The 15717-nt window shown below is 43.6% G+C and carries 8 protein-coding genes; 4 read left to right on the forward strand and 4 right to left on the reverse strand.

Features of this window, described 5'->3' with window-relative positions:
* Positions 1-192: 192 nt before the first annotated feature.
* Genes IE164_RS13730 through IE164_RS13740 form a run of 3 tightly spaced genes read right to left on the reverse strand, consistent with a single transcriptional unit; the run spans position 193 to position 1956 of the window.
* Positions 193-891, reverse strand: a complete 699-nt coding sequence (locus IE164_RS13730) for an SDR family NAD(P)-dependent oxidoreductase (RefSeq protein ID WP_229838690.1) — start codon at positions 889-891, stop codon at positions 193-195.
* Between the two features lie 2 nt (positions 892-893).
* Positions 894-1586, reverse strand: a complete 693-nt coding sequence (gene folE, locus IE164_RS13735; protein ID WP_189630790.1) for a GTP cyclohydrolase I FolE — start codon at positions 1584-1586, stop codon at positions 894-896.
* On the reverse strand, positions 1549-1956 hold the full coding sequence (locus IE164_RS13740; RefSeq protein ID WP_189630791.1) for a 6-pyruvoyl trahydropterin synthase family protein: 408 nt from the start codon (positions 1954-1956) through the stop codon (positions 1549-1551). Before IE164_RS13740 ends, folE begins: the two co-directional genes overlap by 38 nt.
* A gap of 126 nt (positions 1957-2082) precedes the next feature.
* On the opposite strand from IE164_RS13740, the gene IE164_RS13745 reads away from it, so the two are divergent.
* The 3 genes from IE164_RS13745 to IE164_RS13755 all read left to right on the forward strand — a co-directional run bounded on the left by IE164_RS13745 (position 2083) and on the right by IE164_RS13755 (position 4985).
* Positions 2083-3540: a phytoene desaturase family protein gene (locus IE164_RS13745; protein ID WP_189630792.1), complete on the forward strand. Its 1458-nt coding sequence runs from the start codon at positions 2083-2085 to the stop codon at positions 3538-3540.
* Between the two features lie 174 nt (positions 3541-3714).
* The gene (locus IE164_RS13750) at positions 3715-4308 is read left to right on the forward strand and encodes a T9SS type A sorting domain-containing protein (RefSeq protein WP_189630793.1); all 594 of its coding nucleotides are present in this window, start codon (positions 3715-3717) and stop codon (positions 4306-4308) included.
* A gap of 281 nt (positions 4309-4589) precedes the next feature.
* Positions 4590-4985 (forward strand): hypothetical protein, encoded by a 396-nt coding sequence (locus IE164_RS13755; protein ID WP_189630794.1) that lies wholly within the window; start codon positions 4590-4592, stop codon positions 4983-4985.
* Between the two features lie 107 nt (positions 4986-5092).
* On the opposite strand, the gene IE164_RS13760 is transcribed toward IE164_RS13755, so the two are convergent.
* Positions 5093-9028: a hybrid sensor histidine kinase/response regulator transcription factor gene (locus tag IE164_RS13760; RefSeq protein WP_189630795.1), complete on the reverse strand. Its 3936-nt coding sequence runs from the start codon at positions 9026-9028 to the stop codon at positions 5093-5095.
* 264 nt (positions 9029-9292) lie between these two features.
* Between IE164_RS13760 and IE164_RS13765 the strand changes: the two genes are divergently transcribed.
* Positions 9293-15717 (forward strand): Ig-like domain-containing protein (locus IE164_RS13765; RefSeq protein WP_189630796.1); only part of this gene is annotated, 6425 nt, incomplete at its 3' end.

Here is a 15717-nt window from a genome sequence, read left to right on the forward strand (position 1 = left end):
TTAGTTTTTAAGACGTGCAAAGATAGCAGATGAGGTCAGAAAACGAAAGAAGAATAAAGTGAATTGCCCCGTGTCGCCAGGGTTGAGTTCAACCTATTGATATTGAGTGATTTATTACCGGTTTGGGGAAGTGCTTACAAGTGGGATGAAGGTTTTATGTTGTTTGAGTGTTATGAGTCTCCGCAGCATAGTTTAAGGTTTGAGACTACCAACGCCACCATCTATTCCTATCACTTGCCCGGTGATCCAGCTGCTTTTAGGACTTAGTAGAAACGAAGCCATTTCGGCCAAATCGTGGGTGGTTCCATAACGGCCTATGGGGTGTCTTTTATTGGAAGCTTCTTTTTTGTCATCTGTTGCAAGCAGCCGTTCGGCCAAAGGGGTATCGGTTAAAGAGGGAGCCAATACATTCACTCTAATGTGTTGCGAACTCCACTCCGCAGCCAACGATTTGCCTAAACCTTCTACCGCGGCTTTGGCCGATGCAATAGACGAGTGAAAATTCATGCCCAACTTAGAAGCCACGGTGCTAAAGAGTACTACCGATGCAGATTCTGATTTCTTTAGGCTTTTAAAAGCGGCCTGAAGCGTTTTTACTGCCCCAAGAAAGTTTACTTCCATGTCCTTTTGAAAGTCGGCAATGGTTAGTCTCTGAAATGGCCTGAGGTTAATGGAGCCAGGGCAATAGACCAAGCCGTCCAGAGTTTCTGGCAAGAAGGAAAAGTCAGGTTCAGCTGCGGTTACATCCAGAGTGTAGTGCTTTACATCTTCCAACTCAGGGTTATTTCGGGAAGCTGAAATTACCCTGACTCCTTGTTTTATTAACAGTTGAGCTAAGCTTTTGCCAATGCCCGAACTGGCCCCCACAATGAGAACTGTCTTTCCTGTCATGCCTATTTTTTCTGATGAATGTATCCGAGAAACTCGTTGCGGGTACTTTCTTCTTTGAATCTACCGTGAAACTGAGCCGTAACCGTGCTGCTGTTTACATCTTTAACCCCCCTGGAAGAAACACAAAGGTGCTCGGCATCAATTACAACGGCAACGTCTTCAGTACCCAAGATTTCTTTGAGTTCGTTGGCAATTTGAACGGTAAGTCGCTCCTGAACCTGTGGTCTTTTGGCATAGTAATCTACAATTCGGTTGATTTTGCTCAGGCCGATGACCTGACCGTTGGAAATGTAGGCTACATGGGCCTTACCAATAATAGGCACAAAGTGATGCTCACAGTTGGAGTAAAAGGTAATATCCTTTTCTACCAGCATCTCATCATACTTATATTTATTATCAAACAAGGCGACTTTGGGCTTGTTTGCAGGGTTTAATCCACTAAATATTTCTTTGATGTACATTTTGGCCACCCTGCGCGGTGTGCCGGAAAGGCTGTCGTCCGTAAGGTCGAGCCCCATTATTTCCATAATCTCCCTGAACTTGTCTTCAATGAGATTCATCTTCAGTTCATCATCCATATCAAAGGCATCGGCCTTGAGTGGCGTATCGTAAGAAGTGCCAATGTGCTCATCTCCAATTTCCTCAATGGTGAGTCCGTTAAGCTGGGTATTCAACGAAGTTGCGTTCTGTCTCATATAGGGTTATTTTCAAATCGAGCGAAGGCTCAATTTTGGTTCTAAGAATGTTGTAAATGACTACTGCAATGTTTTCTGCAGTAGGGTTTAGGTGTTTAAATTCCTCTACATCCAGATTAAGATTTTTATGGTCGAAGCGTTCGAGCACATTTTCTTTAATCAGGTCGCTTAGTACTTTCATGTCGTACACATAGCCCGTTTCGGGGTTGGGCTCGCCAGTTACTTTCACAATCAACTCATAGTTGTGACCGTGATAGTACTCATTGTTGCACTTGCCAAAGATTTCCTGATTTTGCTCTTTAGACCATTCGGGGTTGTGCAATCGGTGGGCAGCATTGAAATGCTCCTTTCTAAAAACCGCTACTTTCATTAATGATTAATTATACTGAGTAAGAAGTTTGCTTACTACTTTTCTTTATCGACTACCCAACATTAGGTGCTACATTATTGTTCAAGGATTTGAAAAATAAATTCAACAAAGCTTAAGCTTCTGACATTGAACACAACAGATGTACTGGTAGTCGGTTCGGGCATGGGGGCCTTAACCTCCGCTGCCTTACTTGCAAATAAAGGATTAAAAGTTCGGATTATCGAACAAAATTGGCAACCAGGTGGCTGCACATCTTCATATTGGCGTAAAGGATACGTTTTTGAAACCGGGGCTACCACCCTGGTAGGACTGGGAGAGGGCATGCCTTTGCAATATGTCATAGACAAAACAGGTATTGAGCTACCCCTAAGAAAATTGGGTTTACCCATGCAAGTTTGGCTAAATGGAGGAATACGCGTGAATCGCTATGAGGCTTTAGAGGAGTGGATAGCAGAGGCTGAGCGAGTTTTTGGTGAAAGTGGTCAACGAGCCTTTTGGACAGAATGCTTCAAGGTGAGCCAATTTGTTTGGCAAAATTCGCTCAGGCAGCTTTCTTTTCCACCCACACGCTTTATTGATGTATTGGCTTCCTTAAAACATTTTTCTTTTAGCCAGTTAGCCCATTTGCCCTATGCCTTTCTTTCGGTAGAAGCCGTTCTGAAGAAACATAGTTTACTGGAAAATAAGCCATTTGTAGATTTTGTGAATGAGCAACTACTCATCACAGCTCAAAACCATATGGAGCAGGTAAACTTTCTCTTTGGGGCGGCTGCGCTCTGCTATACCAACTATTCTAACTATTATGTTGATGGTGGCCTGTTGAACCTGGTGCTTCCTTTGGTAAAGTATGTGGAAGACCATGGAGGACAAATTGTCTATCGGGAAAAGGTAGAGAGTGTCAGTCGTACGGCTTCGGGCTACCGGGTGCAAACAAATAAGGGAGCATATGAGACCGAGTATTTAATTTCCGGCATTCCCGTTAACAATACGCAAAAGCTATTCTCGCGTGGTTCAATTGCTTTGAAAACTAAGGCCACCATGATGTCCGAGCAGCTCAACAGTGCTTTCCAAATGGGTATCGGGTTTGTTCCTCACCGGCATTTCGATAGTATTCATCATCAGATTCATTTGTCTGAACCCCTGCCGGAAACCGGGTCTGCCTCTATTTTTGTGAGTCTTAACCATCCGCAAGATACCGACCGAACAGATGTAAGTGGTGAAAGGGTTATGTCGGTCAGTACCCATTTGCCCAATCCTCAACATCGCCTGATTGATAACTCAGTTGTAGAGAAAGCGATAATTAAGGTATTGATAAAGCACGATTTTTTTAAGCCTGAAAACCTAAAGGTTTATCATAGTTCGGGGCCAAAGTCCTGGCAAAAATGGACGGGGCGTCAATGGGGTTTTGTGGGAGGCTATCCTCAATACCTGAACATAAAACCCTGGCAAATGCTCGACTGTCGGATTGATGGATATAAGGCCTATCAGGTGGGAGATACGGTGTACCCCGGCCAGGGTATTCCGGGGGTGACTCTTTCGGGCATTATAGCAATGGAAAAGTTGAGATTGGACTGGAAGGTTTAGTCCTAAAATGCACTTTCTGACAACTCCTTTTCGAATTGTGACAATTCGTGACATTCGTTTACCCCTTCATGACAAACCCACTTTCTGTTCCGCGTTCATTTGAGTAAGAATTCGCTGAATCATGTTTCTGGCGAAGACTTATGAAGAAAAATCAAAACTCAAAAAGCAACAACAATGAAAAATCAATTCACAAAAATCGTGGCCGGCATAGTATTGCTAACCAGCGGATTCATGGCTCAGGCCAGCAAAACTGAAAGAGAAATTTACATTAAGCGAGAAGCTTCAAAATCGGTGGTTCTTCAAATGAAAAATGTTACCGAAGGAACCAAGGTTTCTATATGGAACAGGTCGGGCGATTTGCTTTTTAGCGATCGGGTGACCGGAGAAAGCTATTCCAAAGTGTTCGACCTAAAGCACCTGCAAAAAGGAGAATTGCTTTTGGAAGTAGAAAATGAGTCGTCATTGGAGGTGCTTCCTATTGAAGTAACAGAAGAAAGTGCCACCCTAAAGCGAAATGAGGAAAAAGTGTATGTGAAACCGGTGGTAAGACTTACCCATAATGAATTAAAGGTCTTTCTGGGAGAGAATAAGAATGGGTTTGAGATGAAAATGACCGATCAGTTTAACGACCTGGTATATAAGCATCACCTGGATGGTTCAGAAGGAGGGATGAAACGCTACGATGTTTCGAAACTGTCTTCAGGCAAATATAATATTCAGTTTACTGCAGACGGCAGAAGCTTTTATCATACAATCATCATTAAGTAAAAGTGCAATCTTACTTAATTGGAGAAATGACCCCGGCAGATGGCTGGGGTTTTTTATTTGCGGACGACCTGATTTACAAAATGTTACAGTGTATTGTTCTCGCAACACAAGTGTTCGCAAGTGTACAAACTTTGAGGTTAATGACTGTTAATAAAAATGGTAAGTGATTGATTTACAGGTGTGTGTGTTTTGTGGCACAAGGCTTGGATAAGAACTGGCACGGTGCTTTGGTCGGCACCTTCCGAATAGTCGGAAACTCGAAATAAAAACAACAAAAGGTCATGAACTCAATAGTATTAAACAACTGGAACACCATGAAAAGAAGACTGATCTTAGTGATCGGCATCATGGTTGCGATAGGCGCTACGGTTTTCGCTCATACTAGAGAAGAGGCGAAATTGACAAGGGAAGAAGCCCACGAATTAATAGGTATCATAAAGAAAGAGTTAAATGTGGAGGCCTATGAGCCCAACCTGATTTTTCTTGAAGATGGTACCATGGAAGAGGTAGAACCCATGCGAATAATTAAGATTTATGATGCGCACGATGTATTGCTTTTAGAAGCTCCAATTACCAAGCTTCGACAGTATAAGAACAAGCATTTGAGAAAGCTTCTAAATGCCAGTGATTATCTAACTGAATATGGCAATACGCGCTACTATCGCTTAGATATCTAGTCTAAGGTTAGAAACTCAATAACAGGCTAATACCTGTACAGAACCTGCCCGCTGGGGCAGGTTCTTTTGTTTCTAACCTAAGTAGCGGGACTTTTATGAATATGGACTCAGAGGTACTCGCTGGGAAGTTTGCCAAACCTCTCCTTGAAGAGTTTAGAGAAATATTTAAAAGAGGTGAAGCCAATTTCCTGCGCCACTGAAGCTATACTCTTGCACTTGCCTTCTTCCAGCATTCTTCTGGCCATTTGAAGGCGTATTTCTTTCAGGTATACGTTGGGTGAATACCCTGTGAGTTTCTTAATTCTTCGGAAGAGAGTTCGCTCGCTCATACCCATTTTTTCGGCCAACATACCAATGCTAAAGTTCACGGTGTTAATGTGCTGTTCGGTGAGTTGGCGCAACTGCCTTAACCAGACATCGTTGTCAGATAGGTCTAATTGTAAATCCTGAATTTCTTCTTCTCCTTTTTCCGCCATCTTTTTTTGGTAGGCAGCTTTGAGTTGGTTTTTTATTCTTGCTCTAAGCTCATCGAGCGAGAAGGGTTTGGTCAGGTAATCATCTACACCAATTCTAAAAGCCTCAATTTTATCTCTTTCTGCAGTTCGGGCCGTAAGAAAAATAACCGGTATATTTTTGGTTTTATCTTCTGCTTTTAATGTCTCGAGAAGCTCAAGACCATCCATTTCCGGCATCATCATGTCAGAAATTATGAGGTGTATCTCATGCGTTTCTTTTTGTAAAAGAGAGAGCGCCTCATGGCCATTGTTTGCCGCAATCACCTCAAACTGATCTTGTAAGTTGCTGCTTACAAAAGAACGGATATCCTCGTTATCGTCCACTAAAAGCACGGTGTAGCGAATGTGAGGTAGGTAGGGGTGGTCAGTTGGTTCGCTGACAGGGGTTGTGCTTGTGGGCATAGATGCTGTTATGCTGGCTTTAGGAAGCGTAAGGGTAAAAGTACTGCCTACCCCCGGCTCACTTTCTACCGAAAGGTCACCATTCATGGCCTGAGCCAATTCGTTGCTCAGGGCAAGCCCAATGCCTGTTCCTCCTTCGGCCTTTTTGTTGGGGTCTTTGGTTTGAAAAAAACGGTCGAAAATATAAGGTAGGTCTTCCTGGCTAATACCGGTTCCGGAATCTTTTACTTCCAGTACTAAATCGCCCGACTTGTGGTATGCTATAAGTTCAACTTGTCCTTGTCTAGGTGTATGTCTTAGAGCATTGGAAAGTAAGTTGTTTAGTATTTTCTCCGTCATGTTTCGGTCTACCACCCAGGTTGGTTCATTGTTTATCTGCGACTCAAAACTTAATTCTATTCCATTAGCCTGGGCTTTTGGCTGAAAATTTTCGACCAGTACCTTTAGAAAAGCTTCAATATCTACGCGAGAGTAGCGCGGTTGTGCAACACCATTCTCTAGCCGTGTGAGATCTAATATTTCGTTGACAAGTGTCTTTACCGATTCGGCATTTCTTCTGGCCAGGGCCAAATCTTTTTTCAGGTCCTGCTCCAGTTCATTGTTTTTCAGTGTTTTTTCCAAAGGAGCCAGCACCAGGCTCAAAGGTGTTTTTAATTCGTGCGAAATATTGGCAAAGAAATTAGACTTTAACTGATCGAGGCTTTTTAGTTCTTCGGCCTGTTTTCTTATTTCCTGGGTAGCTTCATTGATTTTGGTTTCAAGCTCTTTTTGCCGTTGTAGCAGCTTTTTTTCGCGAATTCGTTGCAGTATCAACACGCAAACTACGACCAGACCTATGAGAAGAAGGAAAAACCACCATTGAAGGTATATGGGTTTTAGCACCCGTAGCCTAAATGCTTTTTGCGATGTAAAAACTCCATTGGGTGCTTGCCCTCGCAGTAGCAACTGATAGTTTCCATAAGGCAGGCGGTTAATTCTTACCTCGGGTTTATCTACGAAAGTCCAGTCATTATCCAGCCCCTCAATTTTATAAGAGAATGACCTGAATTGATTGCCGAGGTAGTCTAGCAGGCTAAACTGTAACTCCAGCCCCAAATCGGAAGGGTGTAAGACAATTTCATCTAGTGAGGAGAGGTCTCGTTGATAGCTTTCATAGCTTCCGTCACTTGCCTTTTGAATGCGCAGGTTAGTAAGTAAAACACCAGAGTGTGTGCTTTCATGCAGCGGAAAGTCGGAAGGGTTCACTTCGGTAACTCCATTTAGACTGCCAAAAAACAAGCGGCCATCAGGAGCCTGAGCATGCGAAGTTCTGTTGAATTCATTGTGAATGAGCCCATCGCCTGTTTGAAAAATTTGCACTGAACCATCCGGGTTGATCAGGTTAATCCCTTTGTTGGTGGGAGCCCACAACCGATTGAGAGAGTCTTTGTAAACGGCATAACAGATGTTGTCTGAGAGCCCATTACTGGTGTTCCATTTGGCATCCACCGTTTTTTGGGTTGTGTGGTAGCGCATTAGGCCGCTTTGGGTAGCCAGGTACAATAATCCGGTATCATCAAACGAGTTAATGTCTAGCACGGCCAGGTCTCCTGAATGCACACTTTGTAAGCGAGCTTTTTCTACAATGCCCTTTGCCGGGTGGAGACGGTAGAGCCCTTTTTCACTGGCTATCCACAGGGTGGTGTCGTTGGTTTGGTGAATATCGTAAACAGCTGATGTCTTTAGCTCAATAAAGTTGTTATAGTCATTGAAGGGCAAATAGGTGCCGGCTCCTTTTTCTACTTTAGAAAGTCCTGCGTTCTGTCCGATCCAAAGGTCGCCCGAGCTATGCTCGTGCATAACCCAATTCATATAAAGCTTGTCTTGCTGGGCACTGTCAATCTGCGGAAAAATAGTACCGTAGGTATTGGTTCGGGGTTCAAAATAGTTGATTCTGCCCCCTTCATTTGAGAAAAGGATTTTGCCTTCAGAGTTCTTTAAAATGGACAACTGTCGGAGGCCTAGTAAATCGGCAATGTCCAGTTTACCCGGTTTACTCAAAAACCTACGGTAGTTGCCCGTTTTTGGGTTGAGGATAAAAGAACCTCCCAGGCTACTCACAAAAATGGTTGTATCGTTTTCGATATGAATTCCGCGAGCCCCTACGCCCAATTCCCCGTAAGTAATGATGTTGGTTAAGTGATTTTTAAATCGGTACTTCTCAAGAGCAAAGACATGTACCAATTCGTTGAATTGTGTCCATCCGTTGCCCAGGCGATCCCAGTAATATTGTGGCGGAAATTTATAAAAGTGAGGGTCTGGTACAAAACGGGCAATTTCTTTCAAATCGGTATTAAAAACCACCATATCACCGGTCACATGATCGGAGGTGAGTATATGGTCTTTGTAGGGGTTTATGGATAAGAATACATATCGGTTCCACGGCCTATTTCCCCCCAAATTCCACGGTTCGTTATTGCGAAATTTTCTGGATCTATCCAGGTCATCAAAGCTTACTTTTTGTCGGTAATAGATATTGCTTTGGCTATCAACTCCCTCCAGTATAAATAGCTCATTCGGAGGCAGATTGAAATCTCTTTTTACCCGGCCTTTGGCACCTATTAGCTTTAAGTTTTCGCCAGTATAAATCCATAGCCCTTCGATTGCGGGCATCGATTCCCGTATGGGTATTGTGCTAAAATGAACCTCTTCAAGTAGTTTGCTCTGCCCATACCTGAGCACCCGATGAGCGGTAACCAGCCAAATGGCAGGTTCGGCCATATCGCCAATAACCAGTTGCACGGGCTCACCTTTCAGAGCGGTGGTGTCTATCTCTTCCCACCACCAGCTGCTTTTTTTAAGAATGGGGTCGAACAGTTGTATGTTGTAAGTTTCTCCCAGCTCTCCCAGCCATATCTTTCCATCGGGGCCTTCAGAAATAGACACAAAACTATTAGACTGGAGTTGACCAGAGTTGACATCGTAATGTTCAAAGCGATGTCCGTCATATCGATCTAAGCCCAAGCCTCCGGTCATCCACATTATGCCTTGCGAATCCATGAAAAAGGAGTTGGTGTTGCGGCTGCTCAGCCCCTCTTCCACGCCAATGGAGCGTTGGCTAAACCGATAGCCTTGGTTTTGTCCCAAGGAAATCTTGCAAACCAATAGCAACACGGTCAGGCCAATGAGGTGTCTGAAAATATGGATTCTTAAGGTATTCAGGTCTAGTTGAGTTGGTCGGTAAATCTTAGGCTAAGATGCGATACATAATTCACATATAAAACTGGATTCTATGAATTAAAGGAAGGTTTTGGCCGAATTTTGTCCTCTGGTTGGCCGGATTTTACCCCTTGTATATAAAGCGTGCAGGTTGCCCGAAAGTAGCTTTGTGTTACAAAAAAAGGTATCTCTATGAAAGCGGTGTATTGCAAGTTAAGGCTGGCGCTCCTAATTCTGTTTATATGTTCAATCAGTAAAGAGCTGGTTGCCCAAAACCCGATTATCATTAGTAACTCCTATGTTATGGAGGTAGAGGGTGGAATAGAAGTGCAGGCTTTTGGAGTGTTTTTAGCCAATCCTATAAGTGTGACTATTGGTGGCTGCGACTGTGTGCCGGTTCCCGGTAAATTCAATAATCCAAACTTTATTACCTGCTTTGTCAGTCAGTCTTGTGGAGATGTTTCCGGTCAAATGACCGTGGTTACTCCAACCGGTCAAGGAACTAACGGACCTATATTCACTTTAGACTTTCCTGAAGTAATAAGATCTATGCCTTATATGGTGGTAGATGAAGAAACTGTTCCGGATAGTCTCATTCATCAGATAAGAATAAAGGCCCTGGGCGATGAAGAAAACCTGAGAATAGAACGGGGGTATTTTGAGTGGTCTGTTGCCACACCACTTCCCAGTCCTCTGCCCACTACCAGATTTTCGAGTCGGAGTACTAATAACGAATCCAGTCAGGTGCCTTTTGATTATACCGATGAGCAGTTCCAGTCAGCCATGGATGAAATAGAGTATCATGTAAGGGTAGACAGCACACTTTTAGACGATGTCACAGCCGATGGTATTTCCAAAAAACGCAAAAGAACGTACTTTACCCTTGCCGCAGAATTCCCAACGCCTCAATACCCAGGGTACTTTGGTCTTGGCCTAACCTGGGGAGAAAATATAGATAATCTATCTCATTCGCCCACTATGACGGTCGATGCCGATTTTGATGTGGTGGCCTCCGGAGAGGTATATTCCATGAATCTGTATTCGGCTAATTTCTATGAAGTGTTTGGGCTAGAGCACGAGCAATCCTATGAGCAAACAGGGCTGCTTAAATACCTTCCCAATTTTCTCTTTACCATGGATCAGATCAATGGACCTTTTCCTACGGCTCATTTTGCTAATATTTCTTTTCACAACCCGGGAGGAGTTACGGACTATCTCGAAGGAAGGACTCTTGAAATTGCTACCCCGCAGGTATATAAAAAGTATATGGGTACCACTGTGGTAGACGAGACCATTTCGTCCAATTTCTACCTGAAAAACCTTACTGACTCCATTTTGGACTATGAGTCTATAGAAGTTGTCTTTAGCGGAGATGATGCCTCTAGCTTCTCTGTAACACAACAACCGGCAACCGATGTGGCAGTAGGAGCACAGTCCTTGTTTACTGTATCCTTTACACCCACTAGTTCAGAACCGAGACAAGAAGCTACGCTCACCATCAATACGGATGATAAGAGTTATTACTCGTTTCCGATAATTGGCTTTGTGGCACCAGATGTAACAGTAGAAATTACAAGCAGCCTTTCGCCCAGTACCCAAGAGGCAACCATACCCATTCAAATTCGATTTTCGGAAGAAGTAACGGGTTTTGAGGCTTCAGACTTAGTCGTTGTAAATGCGAGTGTTTCCGATTTCGCCACCCAAGACAATGTCACTTTTACAGCTAACCTTACACCCATTGCCGAAGGAGATATTACAGTAAATGTGCCTGAAGCTTCGGCCGTAAACCAGTCGAATTTTTCGAATAAAGCCGCCAGTGAATTTAGCATTAAGTATGATCTCACGGCCCCGGAGGTTACCACTGTAACCCTGGAAGATAGCCCGGCTAAAGATGCCCAGGAGATTACCTACAAGGTAATGTTCTCCGAAGCCGTTCAAAACATTACGCTAGACGATTTTCAGGTAGATCTAATTGAAGGTTTTGCAGAGGGAATTGTTACTCAGGCCGAAAAAGTGAACGAAACTGAGGTTTTGGTAAAAGTTACAGTCATTGGCTCGCTATACAATAAAGCCGATCAGGTAATCCGACTAGGAATTAGCCAGGATCATAACATAGCCGATTTGGCCGGTCACCGACTTCTGGATTTTGACCCAACACAGATACCAACCCATACCACAAACCTTACGGAAGACGAAACCAGCGGAACACTTAACTTAATTCTTGAAGATGACGATGTACCAAGCGTTAGCCCCTTTAGACTGAATACCCTTTCTCTTTCTGTCTTAATTCCCAACTTGGGCCAGTACTACCCGCAGGGAAATCCGGTAAAATTGGTGGCAGAGTTAGACAGTCTTAGTCCGAACATTAGCTACTACACGGGTAACGAAAATCTGGTATATGAAAGCGAACTAAAGCTGAGTGTTTATGTGCTGAATACGGATACCGATGCCTTTGAAAAAGCAGTTGACATTTCAGGTACGGTGAATATTACTGCCGGAGCTGATGATGTAGCACTTGATAGTCTAGGTTATACTATGAGTTCTATAAAATTCAACAACTTAAAAGCTTCGAACTCTACTATTGGCAATATCAACACCATTATACTCGGGTTTAAGCTCAATCTGGCTTCTGCCGGCCTTGTAACTGCTATTAACAAAAGATGGGAAAAACTCCGTTATCCACTGAGTCCTGTAAGGGTCAATGAGGTGAAATACAAGGAAGATGATTCTGAGGAGATAGAATTCATTGAGCTATACGATGGCGGTTTAGGAAATGTGACTTTTAAGAATGTGCTGGTCGATATCTTAGAAAAATCTGGCCCTTTTAACTTTCAAATACCTATGACCACCAACGATGAGGGATATTATGTACTAGGGTCTAGTAATACACCTAATGCTTCAAGTACAGCGCTAGACTCCTTAAATTTTTATGGAGGCACTATTTATTTTTGGACTCAGCAGTTTAAATTTTCTTATGAATTCGATATAGACAGGCTGGAGAATATGTTTCAGGTGGAGTTGGGCGAACAATATAGTTATGGTCGTTTTCCACAAGATGTGGCCACCACAAGAAACAACAACTCAGGGTTTTATTACGGGCTACCCACTCCCGGTAAACCCAATACCATCTTTCTGGTGCCTGACACACTTAAGCTGAGTGAGAATTCTACCACCTTAGATATCGATACTTTTGGAGGCGATGCCAGCGATAGAGAAGCAGGCGTAACCTATACCATTACAGGAGGAGCTGACCAGTCCCTCTTCAATATAGATGAATCGACCGGAGTGTTAAGCTTTTTAGCCGCTCCTGATTTTGAAAATCCAACTGACAGTGATTCAGATAATCAGTATCTGGTAGAAGTAACCGCCAGTAGGGCAGCTCCTATAAATGACAGTGATGTCAGGCTGTTCAAAGTGGAAGTGCTTGATGTAGATGAAATAGCTCCTTCTCTTACTATAACCAGTAGTGTCAATGAATTTACTAATCGTGAATTCACTGCCACTTTCACTTTCAGTGAAGATGTTTCAGGATTTGAGCTGGAAGATATTTCTGTAACCAACGGGACAGCCAGTGACTTCGCCACGGTGAGTGCCGATGTTTATACGGCTACCATTAGCCCTTCGGCAGAAGGCTTGGTTACAGTGGCTGTTTCGGCCAATGTTGTGGCCGATCTGGCCGGTAATCTCAATACAGCTGCCACATCCATCAGCATAACCCACGACCAAACAGCGCCTCAAGTTTTATCAGTGAGGTTAGAAGATTCACCCGGTAAGGAATCACAGGAGATAACCTATAGGGTGAGTTTTTCTGAAGCAATAGATAACCTGACTCTTGACGACTTTCAAATGGATTTGGTAAGCGGTTTTGCCGAAGGAATAATTACGCAGGCCGTTCCCCAAGAAAACAATGAGGTATTGGTGAAAGCAACTATCATTGGCTCTTTGTATAACCAGGCAGATCAGGTCTTACGGTTGGGTATTAGCCCTGATAACAACCTTGTCGACAAGGCCGGCAATGCTTTAATAGAGTATAACAACGAAACCATTCCGACTTATACTACCAATTTGACAAACGATAATACTGCCGGAACGCTTAATCTTGTCTTGAATGATGAAGATATACCGGAGGGCAGTCCATTTAGGTTGAACACCGCTAGTTTGGGGCTATTGATACCTCAGTTGGCAGGGGCATATCCTAATGCCAACCCAGTGCAATTACATTTTACACTTAGAGACTTCAACCCTAACGAGTCGATATATTCTGGGTCTGAAAACCTTGCCAATGAAAGCAGTTTTACAATGGATTTTCTCGTTGAACAAGGGGATGGAAGCTTTACTCAAGTACTTACCGTAGATGGAGAGATTGATTTCGTTTTTAGTATAAGTGAAGTTTCAGACGCTGAACTGGCTTACTCTATGTCTTCATTAAATTTGAAGAATCTGGAAGCTTCTAACAGCTCTATAGGTTTAGTGAATGCTTTCTTATTAACGTTTAAGCTAAATCTTGCAGAGGTTGGTTTGGTCACCGCTATTAATAATAGTGGTTTCCGTGAATTGAGATACCCAAGAACACCTGTTAAAATCAATGAAATAAAGCTTAAAAATGATGGAAGTGGTGAAATAGAGTTTCTGGAACTCTATGATGGAGGAATTGGTAATGTGTCTAATTTAAAGTTGACTACTTTTAGTTCTTACGTTGATATCGTTACTGATGAAAATGGATATTTTGTACTGGGTACTAGTGCTACTCCCAATGTTTCGAATCCATTTTTTGACGATCATAAAGTAGTAATTAAAAATACTTTTAGTTTGATATTTGGCGAAGGGCTAATAGATCATCCACTTGGGCAAGGGGTTGCTTTAGAGATTGAAAGGTTAAGTGGTTTAGACGATCTCGTTTTCAACAGCAATTTTAGCTTGCAGCGGTTTCCACAGAATGAGGCAGTGCGGGATAATGCAACTCAATTTTTTAGCGGTATGCCTACCCCCGGTAAACCCAATACCATCTTTCTGGTGCCTGACACACTTAAGCTGAGTGAGAATTCTACCACCTTAGATATCGATGCTTTTGGGGGCGATGCCAGCGATAGAGAAGCAGGCGTAACCTATACCATTACAGGAGGAGCTGACCAGTCCCTCTTCAATATAGATGAATCGACCGGAGTGTTAAGCTTTTTAGCCGCACCTGATTTTGAAAATCCAACCGACAGTGATTCAGATAATGAGTATCTGGTAGAAGTAACCGCCAGTAGGGCAGCTCCTATAAATGACAGTGATGTCAGGCTGTTCAAAGTGGAAGTGCTTGATGTAGATGAAATAGCTCCTTCTCTTACTATAACCAGTAGTGTCAATGAATTTACTAATCGTGAATTCACTGCCACTTTCACTTTCAGTGAAGATGTTTCAGGATTTGAGCTGGAAGATATTTCTGTAACCAACGGAACAGCCAGTGGCTTCGCCACGGTGAGTGCCAGTGTTTATACGGCTACCATTAGCCCTTCGGCAGAAGGCTTGGTTACAGTGGCTGTTTCGGCCAATGTTGCGGCCGATCTGGCCGGTAATCTCAACACGGCTGCCACATCCATCAGCGTAACCAATGATCAGACTGCCCCAACCTTAGTGAGCGCCACCAAGGGTAGCGGCACACAGATTATTCTGACCTTCAGTGAGAAAGTGAAGATTGATGAGGCCGATGCAAATAACTTTATTGTTGAAAATGTCAATAACAACCAGCTCTGTGTGCTTTCACTGGAAGATGGCACTGCAGAAGATAATCAGCTGATATTGGGCTTTGACGACCTGAGCTCAGCTCATATTAAACTTACTATTACTTACAATCCCTCCATTGGAGATATAAGAGATTTAGCTGGAAATAGCTTGGCTGCGGATGCTACAGGGGTTGAGGTTGCCCTGAACGAGGCACCCACGGTAACTGATGTAGAGATTACCGGTGATCTGATCGTAGGCCAAACCCTGACGGGAACCTACACCTTCAGTGATGGAAATAGTGACCCGGAAAGTGGTTCTACTTACCAATGGTATATGGCCGATGATGCAAATGGCAACAATAAAGCAGCCATTAGCGGAGCCAGCGGAATCACCTATGCGTTGACAAGTGACCATATAGGTAAATACATCAGCTTTGAAGTAACGCCAAGCGATGGGCACGTATTCGGCACAGCTCAGGAAAGCAGCCTGCAAGGCCCTGTGAGCAAAATTGCCCAAAGCATTACATTCAATGCGCTGGAAGCCAAGACCTATGGAGATGAAGACTTTGAGCTGACCGCTACAGCCAGCTCGAACCTTACGGTGACCTACACCAGTTCCAATACCAATGTAGCCACTGTAAGCGGTAGCACAGTAAGCATAATAGGAGTAGGAGAAACCACCATTACCGCCTCACAGGCAGGCAATGATAGCTATTTGGCAGCCACCAATGCTACACAGACCCTGACCATCGAAAAAGCCACTTTAACCGCCACGGCCGATGACAAGTCCAAAACCTATGGCGAGGAAAACCCAGCCCTGAGCATCAGCTATGCAGGCTTTGTGAACGGAGACGATGAAACAGCCATCACCCAGCCCACCGCCAGCACAACAGCCGATGCCGGCAGCGA

The organism is Roseivirga thermotolerans (assembly GCF_014653175.1).
In the GTDB taxonomy this organism is placed as follows: Bacteria; Bacteroidota; Bacteroidia; order Cytophagales; family Cyclobacteriaceae; genus Roseivirga; species Roseivirga thermotolerans.

Coding starts and splice junctions, on each gene's coding strand:
- IE164_RS13730 (WP_229838690.1), bottom strand. CDS start 891: ATGACAGGAAAGACAGTTCTCATTGTGGGGGCCAGTTCGGGCATTGGC.
- folE (WP_189630790.1), bottom strand. CDS start 1,586: ATGAGACAGAACGCAACTTCGTTGAATACCCAGCTTAACGGACTCACC.
- IE164_RS13740 (WP_189630791.1), bottom strand. CDS start 1,956: ATGAAAGTAGCGGTTTTTAGAAAGGAGCATTTCAATGCTGCCCACCGA.
- IE164_RS13750 (WP_189630793.1), top strand. CDS start 3,715: ATGAAAAATCAATTCACAAAAATCGTGGCCGGCATAGTATTGCTAACC.
- IE164_RS13755 (WP_189630794.1), top strand. CDS start 4,590: ATGAACTCAATAGTATTAAACAACTGGAACACCATGAAAAGAAGACTG.